Genomic DNA, 20,814 nt, shown 5'->3' with positions numbered 1-20,814 from the left:
CCATGTTATCTCTAGTTGTGTTTCTTAATTATACAAAAAAGTACCCTATAGGTAGACTTTTTTTGGTGTCTACTCTATAGGGTACACTTTAGCCGATCCTCCAATTGGGAATCGGCTTTTTTATGTCTCGAAAATTATAATAGTCTAGTATCGTGCAGGCAAGGTCATTGCAAGGTAACGCGAGGGCTTCAAAGAGGGGAGGCCTAACAAATTTAACATGCTTCGGAATTACTTCAAACCTTGGAATAAAGAATAGTTTAGAAGTGATTCAACACAAAGGCTATGAAATCAACAAATAAAATACCCCATAGGCAGCTACCTATGGGGTATTCATTTTAGAACCATGAACTGCCTATAAAAGTAATAATACTAATTGGTTCATGCTTTTCGTACGCGCTCATCATAACACCATACCGGCCTAAATCGTAATAGATCGTCCAGCCGTCTCCATCGATGTCGTCATACCATTCAGCGTTTGGCTTGCCGAGAACTTGTTGGGCTTTGGCTAGAGTTAAATCCGGATCATACGGCAGGTATTCAATAGCCGTCATTTTAGCATTCGGATTTATATCATCTTCAAAGTAATATATACAACCTCCATAATGCTGACCAAACCCTCCTGCCCAATAAAATTCGTCACGAGGCTGCCCCAGTTTCTTATTAACCATTTTTATCGTTTTTGTATGGTGATAAGGGATGGAGCAAGTACCAACCTGACCGTTCTTCGCTTTCGCTAAAAAGTCTCTTTGAACAGCAAGCTGCCGGAACTTAGGATCCATGGCTCTTGCTAGGAAGACCGAAAACTGGACACGTGTCAGCTGCTGGTTAGGTAAGTATCGGCCTCTTTCATCGATGGTCGTAATCTTATTGGCGGCCATGACGTCAACAGCTCTAAAGAGAGCGGTATTTTGATTAATATCATAAATTGGTCCGGAGTAACTTCCTGAAAGCTTGAACGCTTTCACGAGAGCCAGTGCCATTTCCCCACGAGTCATCGCCCGGTTTGGCTCAAACCTGCTTGATTTCGGGAAAATGCCGGCGTTTGTGACAGCTGCGATTTCCTTATAAGCGTAAAAATTCTTCTTCACATCTCCGAATCCCGGATCTGTTACGTTAGTTGTTTTTAGCTTTAAGGCACGACTCATCATGATAGCTACTTGAGCGCGAGTGACTTTGTCATGCAGCCCAAATGCTCCGTTATTATATCCACTAATAATTCCTTTCGCAGATAAGTATTCTATTTGCTTACTGGCCCAATAGGTGGAGGGCACATCCTTAAAACGGGAGGCTGCTGATGCTTCCTGTCCAAGTGATGTGAATGCGAGAATTGCAGATAAAAAGACTAAAACAGCATACTTTTTCATGGTTACACCCTTTCTGTGTACATAAAGATAATTCCAGAGGCACTATATGAATGGTTAAACTATTTTTCTGCTAGCTCCCAATGAGTCCTTGATTTCTAAATAAGTCTCCATGGCTATGTATTTCTTTAATTATTAAGCATATTTTACTAAATACAAAGACTTATGTATAGTTAATATTTAAATAGTTTAAATAAATGTGGAAATAAGAAATCTATCATGCACATTAGCTTGTTAACGTGTACATAGTACTTTTTTATTGGTGTTACTTGCTTTCATCGGAGGTATTTGGGTATCACAATAAATAAGCCGCGTGTAAACTGAACCATCAGCCCACTGTTGGTTGTCTTACACATTCATTATTCGATCAAGCAAGATTAATGAAGATAGTAAATAAAAAGTGAGGGGACATAATGATTATCTATGAAGCTACAAAAGAAGAGTTTCTAAGTGATGTTTTTGATGATCAATTGGTCAATAATATTTGCAAGAATTATACGGATAAGATTGGGCGAATCAATGAGCGAGAAGTGCGGTCTTGGGATAACTCGATGCAATATATGTATAGAGTATTAAGCGATCAGGAGATTCCTAACGATGCGGGAGTAGCGATTGAGTTCAAAATTCCTCATACATCGAAGCGCGTGGATTTTCTCATATCCGGGTTGGATAGGAAATCGCGTCAATCCGTAGTCATTGTAGAATTGAAGCAATGGGAAAAGGTTGAGAAGGTGCAGGGCAAGGAAGCGATTGTGAAAACGGCTCTTAACCGGGGCCTGCATGAGACGACTCATCCGTCTTATCAAGCCTGGTCCTATGCTGCGTTAATAAAAGACTACAATGAAAATATGCAGCAAAAGGACACGAAGCTTTATCCTTGTACATACCTGCACAATTACTTGAACCAAGGGGCAAAGGACCCTCTTACTGACCCCATTTATGAATATTACATTAAAGAGGCACCCGTCTTTGTTAAAGGGGATTCCGGCAAGCTGCGTGATTTCATTAAAAGGTATATCAAGCATGGGGATAACAAGGAAATTCTGTATATGATTGATAAAGGAAGAATACGCCCGTCGAAGTCACTGCAGGACTCACTAAACAGCATGCTGCAGGGAAATCAGGAGTTCGTGATGGTGGATGATCAGAAGGTCGTTTTTGAAACGGCTTTACAGCTCGCAAATGAAGCCCTGCGGACAAACACGAAACAAGTCTTGGTCGTAGAGGGCGGTCCTGGAACGGGAAAATCAGTTCTCGCCATTAATCTATTAGTAGAGGCAACCAACCGAAGTCTTGTGGCCCAGTATGTAACGAAAAATGCCGCTCCAAGAAACGTCTATGCGACAAAGCTGAAGCAAAACTTTCGCAAGGGGCATATTGATAATTTATTTAAAGGCTCGGGAAGCTACATCCAGGCGCCAAAAGATGAATTTGATGTATTGATTGTTGATGAGGCACACCGGTTAAATGAGAAGTCCGGTTTATTCAGTAACCTCGGCGAAAATCAAATTAAGGAAATCATGAATGCTTCTAAGCTGTCCATCTTTTTTATTGATGAGCGACAGCGGGTGACATTAAAGGACATTGGAAGTATAGAGGCGATTAAGAGGTTTTCAGAGGAGTTAGGCGGCAATATCACAACGATGAAGCTGGAATCGCAGTTTCGCTGCAATGGATCAGACGGCTACATCAGCTGGCTCGATGATGTGCTCCAAATTCGGGAAACCGCTAATGCAAATTATATGGGGACTAACTATGACTTCAGGATATACAAGGATCCAAAAGAGCTGTACGAAGAAATCGAACAGCTCAATAAAAAGAATAATAGGTCACGAATGGTGGCGGGCTACTGCTGGGATTGGGTAAAAGAGGGGAAGGCGAACTCCGACTTTCACGACATCCAAATTCCTGAATACCAGTTTAGCAAGAGCTGGAACCTAAATAACTCCGACACGTGGGCCATTGATGAAGAGTCAGTGAATGAAATTGGCTGTATACACACATGTCAGGGGCTCGAATTCGATTATGTCGGTGTTATCATCGGCGAGGACCTCATTTGCAGGGATGGAGAAGTATTAACGGACCATACAAAGCGGGCAAAGACGGATAATTCCTTACGTGGCCTGAAGAAAATGCTAAAAGAGAATCAGGAAGAAGCGGAAAAGCTGGCAGACGAGATTATCCGTAACACGTATCGAACCTTAATGACCCGGGGGCAGAAGGGCTGCTTTATCTATTGTACCGATAAAGAATTGGAAGAGTACCTCGTGAAGCGGATTAAAGAAGTACAACACAATTATGAAGAAAACGAGTTTTTTAAGGATTTATCGAGGGTTGCTGAGGAGGGAGAAGGTTACAATTAATTAGATATGGAAAGTACATTTTTAAGTTTGCACTAATCAAATTGCAAAAGAAATTATCCATAATCAATGAGTAACAATATATAAAGTAAAGTAGTATTGAGCTAATGTCGGGAAAAGAGTTAAGAAAACAAATCAATTAAAAATTCAATAACGAAAAAGAGTAGCATACTGATTTACTGCTCTTTTTCATATATTTAAGGCTCTGCTATGTATGTGGTATTAAATAGTAAGGTTAAATGTTATTCCGAATCCGGAAAATGTAAATCTGGACAGTCAAAGTTTCCCGAAGTCCTCAAGTTTCATAAGGTGTTATTGAAGAGGATATAACCTTTTGAACCAGTAGAAATTAGGGTCGATATCGTAATTGAATTTCTTAATAAGAATCAGTGCTAATCGAAGGCGGGTGGAGTAATAAGGTAGTTGTACAGTATTCAAGGTGCTATAAGGCTATTTTATGTGAGTTGATGAATTATTATAGTGCACACGGAATAGTAAACTTGGAAGTTATTAGTTGTTTACAACAGAAAAGTAAGTTGCTTTTCACAGACTTCTTGATTTACTTTATTAAATATAATAATCAACAGACGGGGAGGGTGAAGAAGATGGAGCCAGTTGCTTATCTTAAAGACATGCTGGGAATAGAAGAGGGTACAATGGCAGATACAGCAATAGACATTGGTTTGGGAGCAGCACCAGCTATCGGGAAAGTGTATCAGTCATATCAAATGATGAAACTTCAAAAACGAATGAATGAAAACGAACAGCAGTTACAAGTCTTAAAGAGAAAAATCGAACTAAGTGAAAATGAAATTTTCTATAAGCAAGAAGTTTTTCCGCTAATTGTAAAAAAACTAATGGAAGATGATGAAGATTTAAAAGCAAAGGTTATTTTTAATGGTTTAGAACACATAATTGATAATCATTTGAAAGAAATCGAGCGAATTTACCATTATTATGATGTATTATCCGAACTAAGGTATAGTGATATTATGATATTTGTTGAAAAGTACATGCCATATGAAATGAGAAGGTCTTTGGAATTAAATATTAAGCTTCCAAGTGAAAAAGAAATGCGATCAGAAAGGTATAGAGAGCAACAAGCAATCGAAAAATATCAAATCACCAAATTAATTCGATTAGGTTTGTTAGAAGAAGCGATTGTTGAAATAGATGGTGGTAGATTTACTGATGATGATAAAGGAGGAGTTAAATATAAAACAAAGATTTCAAGTTTCGGAAGGCGATTTCTAGAGTTCTTTTCAATCGAAGAATTCGGGGAAGATTAAGTATAATAATTTGCACTGGGAAGGTTGCTTTTTGACGAAAAAATCCTATCCCTCAAAAAGGAGATAGGATTTCTAGCGATAAAAATACTGTTTCAAAAGAGATACTTCGATTAAATAGAAACTTAAAACACCAGCTTTAAGCCTACCTTTTTATATTTTTTGCTGTCAAAACTGTGGTCATAATGCCCCTTGTAACCTCAGTTATCTCAACGTTTTAAATCATTTTTCATTTAAACTTATAACTCTTCAATATTACCCTCAAACCCCACTACCTTGCTTCCTCCGCACCTTCTCAATCACCTCATGCAGATCCTCGGGCTTCAGGAATTCAATAGGGGAGAAGCCTTTTTCAAAGATGACGGAGTCCGCTTCCATGAGGACGACGTAGCGGTTGCCGAGCTTAGCGAGGTGGACGGATTCGCCGAAGTCCGACAGCATGGCGTTCACAGACATGTGGTCGAGCTTCATCTTCAGCTCGAGTTCAGGCGTGTGCTCAGTCAGACGGGTGGCGGCTTCGACGACTTCTTCGGTCGTGAAGCGTTCCTGCAGCTCGCGTTTCGGGCTGTCCGCCCAGACTTCCATCGCTTCCTCGAATTCCGCTCGTTCGGGGCTTTCATCCTCAAAGTCTTCGATCACCGTTTCCCGTACAAAGTCCATGACCTGTGTTTTCACAATTTCAGGCATGGACTGCTCATAATCAATGTACTTTAAGAAGTCCTCGAAGTAGCGGGCGTGGGAGGCCTGGTGAATTTTTAATTCGCCTTCCTCGACCATGCCTTCTTCGGGCATGTACGGGTATTGGATCGACTTCATGTTTTTCGTTGTGATCGCGAGCTCCACGTGCTGGATCAACGACGACGGGTCAGCAATCGAGGCGACCTTTGGTTCGAAGTCGCATTTTAAAATAAAGACGAACGGGTCGTCGAAATACTTTTTCAGCTGGGCCTTCGCGACGATAAAGACGCCGCCGCGTGCGGCAGTTGTCTGCGCGTAAAGCGTCGCAAACTGTTCACTCGCCTCCTGGAACTCCAAAAGCGAGTAGGCGTTTTTCGCTTTGGCGAATAAGTTGTAGTTCGGGTTGGACGTTAAGTCGTGGCCGGGTTCTGCCGTAAAAAAGCCGATTTTCGTCGGGGCTTGTTCGGCTTTGGGGTGCCGGTCGACCTTCCGCTTCGCAATCTTCGTGAACTCCCCGTCCAAAAAGTCCTTTAACGGGCTGTTTTCATAATCATCTTCGCCCAGCGTCTGAAAGAGCTGGGCGCGTTTGTTTTCTCCTTTGTCGTCGACATGAATCACGAAGAAGGATAAATAGTTAATCGTAAAATCCACTCATATCACCTGTTTTTTAATGGTTTACTCGTTTAAGCTCTCTAGAATGATGTCTCGCAGCTTCTCAATGCCTTCCTCGAAATCCTCGGTCGTCGCATAGCCGTAGGAGAGGCGGAGCGCCGGGACGGACTGGTTCGTATAAATGCTGCCCGGGTTCAAAATGACGCCGGCCTCGTATGCCCGCTCGTACAGGTTATGAATGCGCACGCCATTTTTCAGCCGCAGCCACATGAAAAAGCCGCCGGTAGGCACGTCCCATTCCGCGAGGTCGCTCATATACTTGTTGAGCGCATCAATAGCCGCAGCCCGCCGTTTCTTGAGCTCTTCGCGGATAAAGGACAAGTGGTTTTCATACAAGCCGCTTGAAATCCATTCTGCCGCCACAAGCTGGGACAGCGAGCTCGAGCCGTAGTCCGTCTGCATTTTGATCTCAGCGAGCTTATCAATCACTTGTTCCGGTCCAGCGATCCAGCCAATACGGAGACCTGGCGTCAGTGTTTTCGAGAAGCTGCCGATGTATAACACCCGTCCGCTTTCATCTAATGACTGCAGAGTCGGCGGGGGAGGGGCGTCGAGCCAGAGCTCCCGGAAAATATCGTCTTCAATGATCGGCAGGCGCTTCTCCTGACAAATCGAAAGCAGCTCCTTTCGCCGGTCTTCACTCATCAGCGTGCCGGTCGGGTTATGGAAGCACGGGATCGTGTAGAGAATCGACGACGGGCCGCTTGCTTTTTTCTTCGCGAGCGCGTCGGTCTTCAATCCTTCCTCATCGATCGGCAGGCCGGAAAGACTCATGCCGGCTGACTGGAACACCTGAAGGGAATACAGGTAAGAGGGCTGTTCTAACAGGACGGACGAGCCTCTATGCAGAAGGCCGGCCGCAATCAGCTGCAGGCCTTGCAGGGCGCCGGAGACGATCAGGATCGAATCAGGGGAGACGTCCGTTCCTTGCTTCTTCATGTAGCCGCTGATCGCTTCCCGGAGCGGCAAGTACCCTTTCGGCTGTTCGTACCCGAACGGCTCTAAGCTCTCCGCAAGGCGCATCATCACCTGCTGCATGTTATCGACCGGGAAAATGTCCTGGGCGAGCTCGCCTTTGCCTAAATCAATGAACTTCTCCGGCTTTTTCTTTTCCTCGATCTCGACCGCCGGGGCAGAGGGCGGCTTCGGCGGGGTAAAGGCCGCCTGCTTGTCCACGTCAGACGGCGGGCTTGCCGCAAGCAGCGCCCACGTGTTGTTGACGACGATCGTGCCTTTGCCCATGACGCCTTCAATCAAGCCTTCTTTTTTCAGCTCTTCAAGCGCCGCGACGATCGTGGAGCGGTTGACCGAGAACATTTCCGCGAGTTTGCGCTGGCTCGGGATCTTGCTCCCCATCGGCCATTCACCGCTCGCGATGTAGTTTTTTATCGATTGAATGACATGTTCAGATTTCGTTAATTTAGATGCCATAGCTATTTATCTCCCTGTCTTTGATGCTGTTATTATCATATCATTCAGGGAAATTAGTTGCCACGCTCACCGGTCCAGTGAGTTTCAATAAATTCATCACGGCCCGATTTCTCGCGGTCTTTTTTATAATACTCCGGCTGCTTCTTATAGAAGTCCTGATGCTCTTCCTCTGCCGGATAGAAAGTGGACGCTGGCAGGATGCGGGTCACAATTGGTTTATTGAACCGTCCGCTGTCTTCAATCGCTTTCTTTGATGCTTCCGCCAGCTCCTTTTGCTCGGGCGTATGGTAGAAGATCGCCGTCCGGTACGAGTCGCCGCGGTCATGGAATTGTCCGCCGTCATCGGTCGGATCAATTTGCGGCCAGTATAAATCTAAGATGGTTTGGTAAGAAATGAGAGAAGGATCATATGTAATCTCTACTGACTCCATGTGGCCGGTCGTTCCGGATTTCACCTGCTCGTACGTCGGGTTTTCCACGTGTCCCCCTGTATAGCCGGATACCACGCTGTGGACGCCGTCCCACTGGTCAAATGGCTTTACCATGCACCAGAAGCAGCCGCCGGCAAATGTCGCTTTTTCTATATGATTTGTCATATTGTACACCTCTTTGTCAATCAGTTGAAATAATAGTCCATCATACCACTCACCTTAGAAATTTTCCACTTTTCTGCAGAGATAAGAAGTGCTTTAAGAAGAGAAATAGTTTATGATAGAACTATTACATATTTATAAGTTGTGAATGAGGAGCCGACGATGAAAAGATGATCAAAAGATGGTTTACGATTCTTGTTTTAGTTTTACTCATTATTTTCTTACTCCCGTATTCCTTGCCGTTCGTGCTGGCACTGGTTACCGCTATTTTGCTGGAGAACTCCGTAAAATGGTTCATGACGCGGTTTAAATGGCCGCGGTTCCGTGCCGTGCTTGTCACGTTCATTCTGTATGTGCTGTTTATTTTGCTGTTTGTCTGGTTTGTCGTGCAGCTGTTCGTCAGCCAGGTCGTATCGCTGGCACAAAAGGCCCCGGCGTTTGCGAACAATTTCTATGAACAGTCGCTGAAGCAATTTATTCGAGATTCTGAGCAATACTTTAAATCCTTGCCGATTGATGTGTTTGAATCGTTCGAGCAGACACTCGAGGATACGCTCCAGTCAGCGACACAAATGCTTCAAGGACTCGTCGAGTGGCTGTTTGGCCTTGCGGCGGCGATTCCGGGCTTTTTGATCGAGTTTCTCGTGTACTTAATCGCTGTGTTCCTGTTCAGCCTGGAGCTGTCCCGATTACGGATCAAGGCGGAGCGTCACCTGCGGGAAGCGACGAAGGAGAAGATTTATTTAGTCACCTCCCAATTAAACCGGGCAGGGGTCGGCTTTATTAAAGCGCAAATTTTCTTAAGTGTCGCCACTTTCGTTATGGCCTTTGTTGGCTTGTTGATTTTGCAGGTGCCGTATGCGGCGCTCCTGTCGATCGTCATTGTGTTTGTCGATATTCTCCCGATTCTCGGCACGGGCTCGGTGCTTGTGCCGTGGGCGGTCTTCAGCTTCTTCCAGGACAATCAGTTTCTGGGGATCGGGTTAATTATCCTGTTCATCGTGATCACGGTCGTTCGCCGAACGCTGGAGCCAAAGGTCTACTCAAGCAACATGGGAATTTCGCCGCTCGCGGCGCTCGTCAGCTTGTTTGTCGGGTTCAAAATCCTCGGCTTTATCGGCTTCTTTGTCGGACCGGCACTCGTGATTGTGTATGACACGCTAAGAGAAGCCGGCATTATTAAAAGCAAATGGAAGATTTAGCGAGAGGAAGAGAAGCCAGCCGCAGGTTACGCGTAAGTCGTTCCGTTTTTGTGGAGAAACAGTGTAAATAGCCTAGCCAATAGCACCCTGATTAACACCTTGACAATGGATATTGTCATCGTGCCAAATAGGGTGCTATTTTATTTGCCATTTGGTATTCCGAAATATTATGGAAGTTCCGTTCTTTAACGAACGGAGCCGTAATATCTAATAAAGAAGATGTAGTTTATGTAACCAACTATTTACACATGACATGGAAACGTGAGGGGAAACAGAGATGAATAAAATGATGCTACACACGGAAGGGCTGGCCGTTTTAGTGTTAAGTGTATATCTTTATGCTGTGAATGAGTACAGCTGGGGGATGTTTTTCCTATTATTGTTAGCGCCTGATATTTCAATGATCGGGTATTTAGTTAACAATCAAGTTGGAGCGAAATGCTATAATATGTTTCATACTTATAGTTTACCGATTACTATGGTAATAGTAGGTTTACTCCTATCGTATCCATTGGTGCTGGCCGTCGGGTTAATTTGGTCAGCTCATATCGGGATGGATCGGGCCATTGGTTACGGGCTTAAATATTCCACTCATTTTAAAGATACACATTTAAATAGAGTGTAAGTTGTTTTCAAGCGGGGGCTGCCCATTTCCACTCCAGACGCTTCGCTTTCCGCGGGGCGGGCGGTGAGCCTGCGGGAGTCTGCGCGTCTTCCGTTCCAATCAACAAGAGTAATCGGCTTTGCCGATAGGCGAGATTGGTGATTGAACGCCAGCATGGGCCTATGGTAAGATGGAAGAAACTTCATACGGGTTAAACAGGTGCTATGCCTATCGATACAGATAGATAGCTTAAAAGGGAAGTCGGTGCAAATCCGACACGGTTCCCGCCACTGTAATTCGGAGCGGCCTGCGGAATGCCACTGCTTTTATGACAAAAGCGGGAAGGCGCAGGCAGCAAGGAAGATAAGTCAGGAGACCTGCCTGTTTAACAAAACACGAATCGAACTACGGGATATAGGGAGGTGTTTACGGAAAGGATCAATAGCCGCACTTTTACATACAGGCGTCTGCTCTTTAAGGTAAGCATTTAAGCTCTCACGGGTTTAAGTGCTTTTTTTATTGGCTGTTTTTTCGTTTTCTATTCACCCGTTTCGAGTATGAAGTTTTATATGGAAGGCTTACGGCCTTTAATAAGAGGTGATGACAAAGGCATATGGACAAACAGCTGGCGGTAGAAAAAGAACACATAACGGTACGAAAAAAAGTGTCTCTGTATACGGCGGCTGTGCTGCTTCTGGCAGTGTTGGCGGCATCGATGACACTGTCAATCATGATCGGCCCCGTGCCGATTCATCCCGTAACGGTGTGGGAGATTGCGCTGTCTAAAACTCTTCCTCTGGAAGCGTTCATCACGCCGGACTGGTCGGTGGCAGAGGAGAACATTGTATGGAACCTGCGCTTTCCGAGGGTACTGCTCGCGATCATCGCAGGGGCCGGGTTAGCCGTGATCGGCACCGCGATCCAGGCGCTCGTACGAAATTCTTTAGCGGACCCTTACATATTAGGTGTCTCCTCGGGGGCATCGGTTGGGGCCACACTCGTCATTCTTTTTGGCGCGTTTTCGATCTTTGGGCCATACGCGCTCGTTACGGCCGCTTTTTTAGGCTCATTGCTGTCTATGATTCTCGTATTCTTCCTTGCCCAGGTCGGCGGCAAGATTTCAACGGTAAGGCTCTTATTGGCAGGGATCGCCGTTTCTATGATTCTTTCAGCGGTAACCAGCTTTATCGTGATCTCCGCCCCGCAGGAGGAAGGCATTAAAACGGCAATGTTTTGGATGATGGGGAGCTTATCTGGAGCGAAATGGACGTTCATCCCGATTCCTGCCGCTGTCACGCTCATCGGGTTTCTTTTCTTATGGTCCCAGTACCGCTCCTTGAACATTTTGTTAATGGGAGAAGAGGCTGCCGTCACATTAGGCATTCGTCTGGAGCACTTTCGGAAGCTGTTAATTGTCGTGACGGCGCTGCTCACAGGCGTGATCGTGTCGGTATGCGGCTCGATCGGGTTTGTCGGATTAATGGTGCCGCATATTGTCCGTTTAGTGATGGGGTCGGATCACCGGACCGTGCTGCCGATCAGTGCGCTCGTCGGGGCCATTTTCCTCGTATGGGCGGATATATGCGCGAGAACCGTCATTTCGCCTGAGGAAATGCCGATCGGTATTGTGACCGCGCTTTGCGGAGGCCCCTTTTTCCTATGGTTATTAAGAAGAAGCGCGTATTCGTTTGGAGGCGAGAAGTAAAATGAACATATCCGTAAAAAACGTAACTAGCTGTATCGGCGGCCGGGAGATTTTGAAGGACATTGAGTTGAGGGTTCATTCAGGGGAATTCGTCGGCATCATCGGGCCGAACGGGAGCGGGAAGTCGACTCTTTTGAAAAATATATACCGCGTACTAAAGCCGGATGCAGGGGTGATTGAGCTCGAAGGCAAGGACATCTTCAAGCTGCCATCCCGGAAGGTGGCACAGAACGTCGCGGTCGTCAGCCAGGACACACCGTCGTTATTCGACTTTGACGTAGCGGAAATCGTGTCGATGGGGCGCACCCCTCATAAGAAATTTCTTGAAGCGGATTCACGGAAGGACCGTGACATTGTATATGAGTGCCTGGAGAAGGTAGGAATGGCGAAGTATGTGCATACGACATTTTCCTCCTTATCAGGCGGGGAGAAGCAGCGGGTCATGATCGCCCGCGCCCTTGCGCAGGAAGCGAAGGTGCTCGTGCTGGACGAGCCGACGAACCACCTCGATATTCACCATCAGCTGCAAATCTTAAATCTCGCCCGGGAATTGAACGTCACAGTCGCGGCGGCGCTGCATGACTTGAATATCGCGGCTTACTATTGCGACTTTATCTATGTGATGAATCAAGGCGAGATCGTCGAGGCCGGCAAGCCCTTGGACGTGCTGACGAAAGGGATGCTGAGAAGGGTGTTTCAGGTGGAAGCGGATGTGATGATCCATCCGGTGACGAACAAGGTGCACATTACGTATTTGCCAGACGGCCTAGTGAGTCGTCCGGAGCTGGCGGCTTCCCGGTAAGTGGATGAGTGGTATAAAAAAATATAAAGAAACAGGGGAACAGAGATGACAAAGGTAAAGAACCGTGTATTGGTAAGTATGATCATTCTTATGATAGGGATCCTGGCCGCTTGCGGTGAGACAGGAGCGCCAGAGGAAACGAACGCCAAGGCGAGCGGGGAAAAGACGGAACCCGTCACGATTGAAAATATGGGACGTACGATTGTCTTTGAGGAAGCGCCGCAGCGAGCGGTCAGCTTAAACCAGCATGCGACGGAAATTATGCTGGCGCTTGGCTTGGAGGATTCTATGGTAGGAACGGCGTATTTAGATGACGACATTCTTCCGGCGCTGAAAGAAGCGTATGAAAAGGTGCCGGTGCTGTCCGAGCAGTACCCTAGCCAGGAGGTCTTTTTAGGTGCGGAGCCGGATTTTGTTTACGCCGGCTGGAAAAGCGCGTTTGCTGATCAAGCGCTCGGTTCCGTAGAGGAGCTGGAGCAGCTCGGTATCCAAGCGTACACGCAAGCCTCCTCAAACACGAATGCGCCCACGATGGACGATGTGTTTGCCGACATTCAAAATATCGGGCGCATCTTCCGTGTAGAGGAGAAGGCAGAAGCGTTAACCCGTGAGATGCAGGAGAAAATGGACGCAATCCATTCCAAAGTGAAGGATGTAGAAGAGCCGGTCCGTGTGTTCGTCTATGACAGCGGAGAGAAGGAGCCGTTTACCGCGGGGCAGAACTTTTTGAATGAAATGATCACGTTAGCCGGCGGTGAGAACATCTTTCGTGAGATTGAAAAAGGATGGGCGAGCGCTTCCTGGGAAGAGGTCGTAAAGCGCGACCCTGAAGTGATCGTGATTATTGATTACGGAGATACGACGCTTGAACAGAAGAAGAACTTCCTGCTCAACCACCCGGCGCTTCGCGGGGTGACGGCGATTAAGGAAGAACGCTTTATCGTTTTGCCGCTGTCCGCAGCCGCTGAAGGGGTTAGAGGGCCGATAGCGATTGAGGAATTGGCGAAGGGCTTTTATCCTGAGAGGTTTGAATAAGGAACCATCGAACCCTGCTTTGTCACATGAAAGACAAGCAATGCGGCACATATATGAAAAGGGTACATCACGAGTGAGCGTGGTGTACTTTTTTATGTGGATTCAGGATATACAAAAACGTATAATTATTGTACTATGAGACGCATATTACGACGAACGGCCATTCCCAAAGGAGACGGGCTAGAAAAATAAAGGTATGATATACAGTTTTTTGCACAGATAGGCAACAATACATAGGGAGGAGTTATGGTGAGCAAGGCAATTGTAGAGATAATGAAGGATTTGAAAAAAGGGAACAGTGGACATGTTTGTTATTTCTACGATAATGAAATCACTTACATCAACAACGTCGTTTCCTTTATCGTTACGGGGATAAGGAACGGTGACCACATTTTACTTCTCGAAAATGATCGAAATATGCTTCTCATAAACAGGCGGTTAGAAAAAGAACTCAATGAGAAAGAACGAGGGTTCTTGCACTGCATAAATAATTATGACTTTTATTACTTTAATAAGAGCTTTAATCCTCAAACGATTGTTCAGAATTTCTTAGAAAACACCGAACCGCTTCTAGAAGAAGGGGCATCGGTGTGCACCTGGGGACTGATCGAATGGGGAGAAAATGAAGAAATACATCAGTACATCGAGGAATATGAAAAAGAAGTGGACAACATAACCAATGAAAAAGGGATTATTTCCGTATGTGCGTATCATGCCGGGCGAACGCCTGATTCCTTAAAGGAACGGTTAATCAATTGCCACGGGATCGTGCTGACAGATCATGAAGCGGTCAATTTGAAACAAAGCTAAAGAAGAGAGGCGGCAGGCTGAATAAGATAATGAGCGCACCAAACAGCTTGGGGATGCCCAAGCTGTTGTTTTTGAGATTCGCTCTTATTTCATTAAAGCACTCGATGATTAAAGAAGTTTTAATTTTTCGTAAATAATAGATAAAACAAAACGTGGAGAAGGATGGTGACACTAATCAGGTTCAGCCAATTGATGGAGTATTGACTATTTTTCGGCTGGATCACCCCCATAGCGACTATATTCCAAAATAATTTCGTATCCCGCCATCTTTTTTTGCTGGGGATTTCTTCTCCCTTTAACCTCCGATTCTCCTTTCTAGCCCATAGAATCGCAATCACGATGTCCGCTATAGCCCCGGCTGTAACGGCCGTCATAGCGAATTCATCGGATACGTGAAATAATGGCTCCTGTTCTTGATTCTTTTTTTCTTCCGCTTTGCGTTCATGCTCCATGAACTCTTCTTTAAATGTAGGGCTCGATTCAGTGGTGTGAATGGGGGAGGTTGTTTGATCGATATCTGCAAATAGGGCTGTACTAATCAAAGAGGCCATCAATAATACATATCCAGTGAAAAACTCGATGGTCATTTTAGCTGATTTACTCATACTAGAAGCACCTGCCTCATTCGTTAAGTAACTGAATTTTCAAGGTGTTTCAGTATATTTCACCGTACAAGGATTTAAATCCTTGTATTTTGACTCCGTAACAAAAACAGCCTCCTCCCGATCAGCTTGACAATGGATAAGGAGGGGCTGTTTTTTTGGTGTTTGTTATTGTTTTCGATAACCGAACGATTCAGAAATTTCCTCCGCGCACTGTAAGACGTAGCGGCTCGTTTCATGATGAGGGGTTTTCGGAACGTCGGTGGAGAAGCCGACAACCGTTAAAGCGCCGACAAGCTCGCTGTCATACTTGAGGAGCGGGACGCTGAAGGAGCTGACGTGCTTAACTAACGGTTCGGCCGTGTACGCAAAATGCTCCCGCTGAATCTTTGCTTCCTCTTCCTCAAAGGCTGTCCGCTCGGCTTCCGGCAGCTTCTCTAGTGCTGTCTGCTTCCATTCCTTCATTTCATGTTCATGCTGGAAGGCAGAGAAAATCCTTCCGGTGGCGGAATGAAGCGGCAGGCGGTTTCCGATCTGGGCGCCAATGTTCAGCGTCGCATTGGAGCTTGAAATATTGGCAATAACCGGACTGTCCTGTGTCCATACAGCGACCAGGGCGGAGAGCGAGGTATGACGGCTGATGTCTCTTAAATAAGGGGTCACCGTGCCGATCACGTCCTGGCTCCCGATCGCCAGCATCCCGTACTCAATCAGCTTGCTGCCGAGCGAATACGTGCCCTGCTTCTTATCCCGGTAGACGAGCCCTAAATAAGTCAGCGTATTTAAATATTTATATAGATTGCTTTTCGTGATACCGGACAGTTCCTGAATGTCGGTAAATTTTAAAGGATGGTCCTGCTCAGCAATAAGATCCACAATTTGAAAGCCAATTTGCAGGGATTGGATCATGGATGTATTCTTCGGCTTGTTCATCGTTCTGTTCTCTCCTCTTCAACTCTTCCTAAGGAAATTGTCTAGTATTTCAGAAGAAAAAGCAAATGGAATGTGAGCGAATAGTGAACCGGTAGATAGTACACATTTAACTGACCAGTACCGTTTTGAAAAAGAAAGAGACAATGAAAAAGGAAATAGACCGCCCATACAGAATAAGTTACAAACAAGAGTTCTTGTGATGATCAGGCAAGGGCGAGGGGGCATTTTCACGAGTAAAAGGGGATTATTATTCGATGAACCGTTTAAGCAAACGTGAACAATTAGTAGAGAAAATAGAGGGGCATTTGCGAACAACAGCCCGCCGGCTTGTGGGGTTTGATACGCTTGAGGAAACATTGGATCATGCAATCACCTCCTTCTGGGCAGAGCTGCCGTGTGATTTCGTCGCAATCATTTTAAAGGATGGAGAATGGCTGTATCCGAAGGCGTGGAGAGGCGGCAGTGATGGCTTTGAAGCTTCCTTTCCTATTCGGCTGGACCGATGCTCGCCGAACATTCTCGCCGAGGGCTGGGATGTAGAAAAGACAGAAGACGGCTTTCAATGTGACTTTCAGAACATCATGAAGCAAGAACAGATCACGACGTGGTTTACGCTGCCTTTGAAGGATGGGGAGGAAAGTCTTGGTTTTTGTATCATTGGCTTTTATAATTTCGTTCCGTTAATTACGGAAACGGAGCGGATTTTTGTTGAGTTCGGCAAAGACATTGCGACAGCTATGAAGCTGGCCCATATGAAGGAAATTGATACGAAAAAGATGAAAAGCATCAAGTGGTTTAATGAAAACATTTTCCCTGGTTCTTCTTTGGAACAGCTTGTCGAAAAGGTGCTCGAGCTTTGCTGCAGGGGGACGAGAGCGGATGAAGCGTATATTTATTTATATGATGAGCCGCAGCACAGCTTTCTTCTTCAAAGGCCGTATGTAGGCGAAGGAAGAAAGGCGGAAACCATCCCTCTTGCACAGAGCGACACACTAGCACGCCTCTTTCCGTTTCTAGAGAAGCCTGGGGGGAGAGAGCTGACCGTGCTGCTTGTCGTTCATGAGAAAACGATCGGTGTGCTTCATGCGGAAAAAAAGACAAATGGTCTTTTCACAAGTGAGGATATGGAGCTTCTTTCCTTTCTGTGCCACCATGTCGCCGCCCTGCTGGAAAATGCCCGGCTGTACCAGATGGAAAGCGAGCTGAAACAGCGTCTTCAGGCATTCATGGGCCATCAGCAGGAGCTCGTCAAGCAGACATTGGATGGGGAGAGCTTCGATGAGATTTCCCGCACGCTTAGTACGCTTTTTTCGCGGTCCGTTATATTGTTTGACCGCTTTCTGAGACCGATCTCTCATCATTTGCAGGAGGCGGAGGAGCTTCCTTTGTCTGTGCTTCTCGAACAGATTCAGAAGAGACAGGAGCAAGTAAAAAGAATGGGGAAGCGAGGCGAATGGCTGGAACAATCAGACGGAGCCGAGAGAGAGGTGGGTCTCTGGCCTGTTATCGGGGGCGGCGATTTATTAGGGTATCTGGCGGTCTTCATGAATAGAGAGGAGCTGGACGATGTTCTTCGGGTGACGATGGAGCACGCGCTGAACGTCTATGCGATTCAGTTTATTAAGCAGAAGCTTGTCATGGAGACAAAGGAGAAGGTAAAGGACAGCTTTATTAACCAATTATTTCAGGAAACGATAAAAGATCAGGAGAAGATCATTGAGTCAGCGAGCTTATTTAACTGGAACGTATTTGCCCCTCACCGGATTGCCGTGCTGACTATCCACATGAAAGAGACGGCACGAAGAGAGGCGAACCTGTTAGATAAAGAGGCGCGGAAATCGCAGGCGTGGGAGCAAATTAAAGAGCGCCTGACGGCATTTGATTCGGATATCGTGTTGACGCGAAGAGGGGAACAGTTTCTTCTCATTGTCCCGGCGGCGAAGGAAGTAGGGAATGCCAAGGCTTTCTGGCAATCCCTCTATAACACTGTCGGGCCGTTAGGGCTTAGCGATGAGGCCGTGCAGAATGTGTATATAGGTGTGGGCGGTCAAACGGAAAAGCTGACAGACTACTTCTTCTGCTTCAAGCAGGCTCTTCAGGCGCATAACGTCGTCTCCCGCCATTTTCAGGAGGAGGGCTTTGCGCTTTTCGAGGACTTAGGGGCGTATACGCTGTTAAATCATTTAAAGGATTCATCGGTAGCGCTCCTTTTTATTGAGACGTACTTGCAGCCGCTAATCGAGTATATGGATGGCAAGGGAGCGGACTTGTTTCATACACTGCGCATGTATCTGTATCACAATGGAAGCTGGAAGCAGACGATGGAGGCGCTGTTTATTCACCGAAGTACGCTGCGGTATCGTCTGGAGCGGATCAGGGATATTCTTGAATTAGATATTGATGATGCGGAGACGAGGCTGAATTTGATGATCGCCTACAAGCTGTACGACTTATACTATGCGAATGAGCACTCTATCCATTAAACCAGCTCATATAAACAGAGCCTTCTGTATGAAGGGTCTGTTTTTTTTATGTCTCCGATTCGTCAATCATGTACGAAAAACCGTCTTTTCATTCATACACCGTGTACCTATCCGTCTCCTGCTATTCTTTCTATAATCAACCTATCAAACACTTACATAACTTCTCTGGAATTCTTACATCAAACGTTAAGTGAATCTTTGGAGGTGAGGGGTCATGGACTTTCAATTTTCGGATGAGCAGCTGGCGGTCAAGTCATTAGCAAGAGACTTTGTCGATCAGGAAATCGTGCCGCAAGCAAGGCTCTATGATGAAGAGGAACGATTTCCGCACGAGGTGATGCAGAAGCTGAGAGAATGCGGGCTGTTCAACCTGGCGATTCCCGAGCGGTACGGGGGACCGGGCATTGACAAGCTGTCGCACGCGTTAATTGTGGAAGAGCTGGCGAGAGGATGCGCAGGCATTGCGACGTCCGTCGAGGCGAATTCGCTATCTTCTTACCCCATTCTCGTCGGCGGAGATGAGGAGCTGAAAAGAAGCTATTTAACGCTGCTGACAGAGGGGAGCATGTATGCTTCCTTTGCGCTGACCGAGCCGCAGGCAGGGAGCGATGTGAATGGCCTGTCGACAACTGCCCGAAAAGTCGGCGAGGAGTATGTACTGAATGGTGAAAAGTGCTTTATTACGAATGCCAATTACGCCGATTTCTTTGTCGTACTGGCAAAGGAAGCAGGGTACGCAGGCTCGAACCGCTTTATCGCTTTAGTCGTGGATAGAGAATCAGAAGGGGTTCTGATCGGAAAGAAAGAGAAGAAAATGGGCATTCGCGCATCCAATACGGCTTCTGTCATCTTTAACGACGTACGCGTGCCGGTGTTGAACCGGATCGGCGCAGAGGGAGAAGGCTTTAAGATTTTCATGAAAGCGCTGGCTCACGCTCGCCCCATGGTTGGTGCCCAATCCCTTGGCATTGCTCAGGGAGCGTACGAAGAGGCCGTTAAGTATGCAAAGGAACGAAAGCAGTTTGGCCAGCCGATCGCGAACCATCAGGCGATTCAATTTATGCTGGCGGACATGGCAATGAACATTGAAGCAGCGAGGCTTCTTGTCCATAAGGCGGTCGCTTTGCTGCAGGAAGGCCGTCCGTCCGCCTCCCACGCTTCCTACGCGAAATGCTTCGCCGCAGACACAGCGATGAAGGTGGCATCAGATGCGGTACAAATTCACGGCGGCTACGGCTACATTCGCGAATACGCGGTCGAGAAGTATTACCGGGATGCGAAGATCATGCAGATCTATGAAGGAACGAATCAAATTCAGCGGGTCGTCATTGCGAAGGAAATTTTGGCGTAACAGCCTAAAAAAAGAGGAGGAAACGGGATGAGTGTATTAACGGTAGGCGTTGTCGGATCAGGAACGATGGGAGGAGCCATTGCCCATTTAGCCGCTTTATCGGGGAGTCAGGTCATTGTCCGGGATGTGGAGGAAGTCTATCTTCAAAAGGCTCTTCAAGCGATGGAGACATTTATGGATAAGAGCATCGCTAAAGGAAGGATGACGGTGGAGCAAAAAGCAGAGACGCTTGAGCGTGTGACCTTCACCACAAGCCTGGAGGATTTAAAGCCGGCCGATGTCGTCATTGAAGCGATCATTGAAGACCTAGATGCGAAGAAAGCGGTATTTGCAGAGCTCGACCGAATCATGCCGGAGGACGTCATTCTTGCTACGAATACATCTTCTATGTCCATTACCGTCATCGCAGAAGCGACGAAACGGCCGGACCGGGTAGCGGGCATGCATTTCTTTAACCCACCGCAAATCATGAAGCTCGTGGAAGTTGTACGTGGCTACAAAACGAGCGATGAAACGGTTCAGGCGTTAATGGAGCTGGCGCAGCAGCTTGGAAAAGAGCCGATTGAAGTGAAAAAAGACTCGCCGGGGTTTATCGTCAACCGGATTATGATCCCGCAGTTTATTGAAGCGATCCGGCTTGTGGAGGAAGGGGTCGCCTCTGTAGAGGACGTCGATAAGGCGGTCAAGCTGGGTCTGAATTATCCGATGGGTCCATTTGAGCTTCAGGATTTCGGCGGGGTAGAAGTTGGGTTGTTCGTGATGGATTACTTTTATGAAGAGTTTAAAGACGACCGCTTTGCCGCCCCGCTGTCGATCCGCCAGTTAGTCCGGGCGGGAAGGCTTGGAAGAAAGACAGGGGCCGGCTTTTATAACTATGAGAAAGATTTAACGAGCACAACGAAATAA

The 20,814-nt window shown here is 46.6% G+C and carries 17 protein-coding genes and 1 riboswitch; of the genes, 11 read left to right on the top strand and 6 right to left on the bottom strand.

The window, feature by feature from the left end:
• Positions 1–335 precede the first annotated feature (335 nt).
• Entirely contained in the window at positions 336–1,364 is a 1,029-nt protein-coding gene (locus QY97_RS19605; protein ID WP_052728973.1) for an S-layer homology domain-containing protein, read from the bottom strand.
• A gap of 410 nt (positions 1,365–1,774) precedes the next feature.
• Here QY97_RS19605 and QY97_RS12495 point away from each other — a divergent pair, with 410 nt between their 5' ends.
• Together QY97_RS12495 and QY97_RS12490 are read left to right on the top strand one after the other, a co-directional pair.
• Positions 1,775–3,724: a DUF2075 domain-containing protein gene (locus QY97_RS12495; protein WP_039234004.1), complete on the top strand. Its 1,950-nt coding sequence runs from the start codon at positions 1,775–1,777 to the stop codon at positions 3,722–3,724.
• 602 nt (positions 3,725–4,326) lie between these two features.
• On the top strand, positions 4,327–5,010 hold the full coding sequence (locus QY97_RS12490; protein ID WP_039234001.1) for a hypothetical protein: 684 nt from the start codon (positions 4,327–4,329) through the stop codon (positions 5,008–5,010).
• Between the two features lie 258 nt (positions 5,011–5,268).
• On the opposite strand, the gene QY97_RS12485 is transcribed toward QY97_RS12490, so the two are convergent.
• Genes QY97_RS12485 through msrA form a run of 3 tightly spaced genes read right to left on the bottom strand, consistent with a single transcriptional unit; the run spans position 5,269 to position 8,384 of the window.
• Positions 5,269–6,336 (bottom strand): DUF3900 domain-containing protein, encoded by a 1,068-nt coding sequence (locus QY97_RS12485; RefSeq protein WP_039233998.1) that lies wholly within the window; start codon positions 6,334–6,336, stop codon positions 5,269–5,271.
• Between the two features lie 24 nt (positions 6,337–6,360).
• On the bottom strand, positions 6,361–7,794 hold the full coding sequence (gene pdxR / locus QY97_RS12480; protein ID WP_456297781.1) for a MocR-like pyridoxine biosynthesis transcription factor PdxR: 1,434 nt from the start codon (positions 7,792–7,794) through the stop codon (positions 6,361–6,363).
• Between the two features lie 47 nt (positions 7,795–7,841).
• Positions 7,842–8,384 carry a peptide-methionine (S)-S-oxide reductase MsrA gene (gene msrA / locus QY97_RS12475; RefSeq protein ID WP_039233993.1) on the bottom strand — a complete coding sequence of 181 codons (543 nt, stop codon included), beginning with the start codon at positions 8,382–8,384 and terminating at the stop codon, positions 7,842–7,844.
• 167 nt (positions 8,385–8,551) lie between these two features.
• Between msrA and ytvI the strand changes: the two genes are divergently transcribed.
• The 6 genes from ytvI to QY97_RS12445 all read left to right on the top strand — a co-directional run bounded on the left by ytvI (position 8,552) and on the right by QY97_RS12445 (position 14,539).
• On the top strand, positions 8,552–9,583 hold the full coding sequence (ytvI, locus tag QY97_RS12470) for a sporulation integral membrane protein YtvI (protein WP_039233990.1): 1,032 nt from the start codon (positions 8,552–8,554) through the stop codon (positions 9,581–9,583).
• A gap of 277 nt (positions 9,584–9,860) precedes the next feature.
• Positions 9,861–10,208 (top strand): DUF4260 domain-containing protein, encoded by a 348-nt coding sequence (locus QY97_RS12465; RefSeq protein ID WP_039233988.1) that lies wholly within the window; start codon positions 9,861–9,863, stop codon positions 10,206–10,208.
• Between the two features lie 179 nt (positions 10,209–10,387).
• Positions 10,388–10,586: riboswitch (cobalamin riboswitch) on the top strand.
• A 214-nt stretch (positions 10,587–10,800) separates the two neighbouring features.
• Positions 10,801–11,892, top strand: coding sequence for a FecCD family ABC transporter permease (locus QY97_RS12460; protein WP_052728972.1), 1,092 nt, complete (start codon positions 10,801–10,803; stop codon positions 11,890–11,892).
• A 1-nt stretch (position 11,893) separates the two neighbouring features.
• A complete protein-coding gene (locus QY97_RS12455; protein WP_039233986.1) occupies positions 11,894–12,694 on the top strand; it encodes an ABC transporter ATP-binding protein in 801 nt (266 codons plus the stop codon).
• Positions 12,695–12,739: 45 nt separating this feature from the next.
• Positions 12,740–13,729, top strand: coding sequence for an ABC transporter substrate-binding protein (locus tag QY97_RS12450; RefSeq protein WP_039233984.1), 990 nt, complete (start codon positions 12,740–12,742; stop codon positions 13,727–13,729).
• Positions 13,730–13,978: 249 nt separating this feature from the next.
• Positions 13,979–14,539, top strand: coding sequence for an MEDS domain-containing protein (locus QY97_RS12445; protein WP_039233981.1), 561 nt, complete (start codon positions 13,979–13,981; stop codon positions 14,537–14,539).
• Between the two features lie 119 nt (positions 14,540–14,658).
• Here the strand turns inward: QY97_RS12445 and QY97_RS12440 are convergent, their stop codons facing one another.
• Positions 14,659–15,144: a hypothetical protein gene (locus QY97_RS12440; protein WP_039233978.1), complete on the bottom strand. Its 486-nt coding sequence runs from the start codon at positions 15,142–15,144 to the stop codon at positions 14,659–14,661.
• A 165-nt stretch (positions 15,145–15,309) separates the two neighbouring features.
• Positions 15,310–16,074 (bottom strand): IclR family transcriptional regulator, encoded by a 765-nt coding sequence (locus tag QY97_RS12435; protein WP_039233977.1) that lies wholly within the window; start codon positions 16,072–16,074, stop codon positions 15,310–15,312.
• 254 nt (positions 16,075–16,328) lie between these two features.
• On the opposite strand from QY97_RS12435, the gene QY97_RS12430 reads away from it, so the two are divergent.
• From QY97_RS12430 to QY97_RS12420, 3 genes are all read left to right on the top strand, one after another.
• The gene (locus tag QY97_RS12430; RefSeq protein ID WP_039233974.1) at positions 16,329–18,557 is read left to right on the top strand and encodes a helix-turn-helix domain-containing protein; all 2,229 of its coding nucleotides are present in this window, start codon (positions 16,329–16,331) and stop codon (positions 18,555–18,557) included.
• A 214-nt stretch (positions 18,558–18,771) separates the two neighbouring features.
• Positions 18,772–19,908 carry an acyl-CoA dehydrogenase family protein gene (locus tag QY97_RS12425; protein WP_039233971.1) on the top strand — a complete coding sequence of 379 codons (1,137 nt, stop codon included), beginning with the start codon at positions 18,772–18,774 and terminating at the stop codon, positions 19,906–19,908.
• Positions 19,909–19,935: 27 nt separating this feature from the next.
• Entirely contained in the window at positions 19,936–20,814 is an 879-nt protein-coding gene (locus tag QY97_RS12420) for a 3-hydroxyacyl-CoA dehydrogenase family protein (protein ID WP_039233968.1), read from the top strand.

The organism is Bacillus thermotolerans, from assembly GCF_000812025.2.
Classification (GTDB): Bacteria; Bacillota; Bacilli; order Bacillales; family Domibacillaceae; genus Quasibacillus; species Quasibacillus thermotolerans.
Note: the sequence above shows the minus strand (reverse complement) of the source record. Positions and strands in the feature narration are given on the sequence as shown.

Coding starts and splice junctions, on each gene's coding strand:
- QY97_RS12495 (WP_039234004.1), top strand. CDS start 1,775: ATGATTATCTATGAAGCTACAAAAGAAGAGTTTCTAAGTGATGTTTTT.
- QY97_RS12460 (WP_052728972.1), top strand. CDS start 10,801: ATGGACAAACAGCTGGCGGTAGAAAAAGAACACATAACGGTACGAAAA.
- QY97_RS12430 (WP_039233974.1), top strand. CDS start 16,329: ATGAACCGTTTAAGCAAACGTGAACAATTAGTAGAGAAAATAGAGGGG.
- QY97_RS19605 (WP_052728973.1), bottom strand. CDS start 1,364: ATGAAAAAGTATGCTGTTTTAGTCTTTTTATCTGCAATTCTCGCATTC.
- QY97_RS12455 (WP_039233986.1), top strand. CDS start 11,894: ATGAACATATCCGTAAAAAACGTAACTAGCTGTATCGGCGGCCGGGAG.
- QY97_RS12450 (WP_039233984.1), top strand. CDS start 12,740: ATGACAAAGGTAAAGAACCGTGTATTGGTAAGTATGATCATTCTTATG.
- QY97_RS12440 (WP_039233978.1), bottom strand. CDS start 15,144: ATGAGTAAATCAGCTAAAATGACCATCGAGTTTTTCACTGGATATGTA.
- ytvI (WP_039233990.1), top strand. CDS start 8,552: ATGATCAAAAGATGGTTTACGATTCTTGTTTTAGTTTTACTCATTATT.
- QY97_RS12425 (WP_039233971.1), top strand. CDS start 18,772: ATGGACTTTCAATTTTCGGATGAGCAGCTGGCGGTCAAGTCATTAGCA.
- QY97_RS12465 (WP_039233988.1), top strand. CDS start 9,861: ATGAATAAAATGATGCTACACACGGAAGGGCTGGCCGTTTTAGTGTTA.
- QY97_RS12420 (WP_039233968.1), top strand. CDS start 19,936: ATGAGTGTATTAACGGTAGGCGTTGTCGGATCAGGAACGATGGGAGGA.
- msrA (WP_039233993.1), bottom strand. CDS start 8,384: ATGACAAATCATATAGAAAAAGCGACATTTGCCGGCGGCTGCTTCTGG.
- QY97_RS12435 (WP_039233977.1), bottom strand. CDS start 16,074: ATGAACAAGCCGAAGAATACATCCATGATCCAATCCCTGCAAATTGGC.
- QY97_RS12490 (WP_039234001.1), top strand. CDS start 4,327: ATGGAGCCAGTTGCTTATCTTAAAGACATGCTGGGAATAGAAGAGGGT.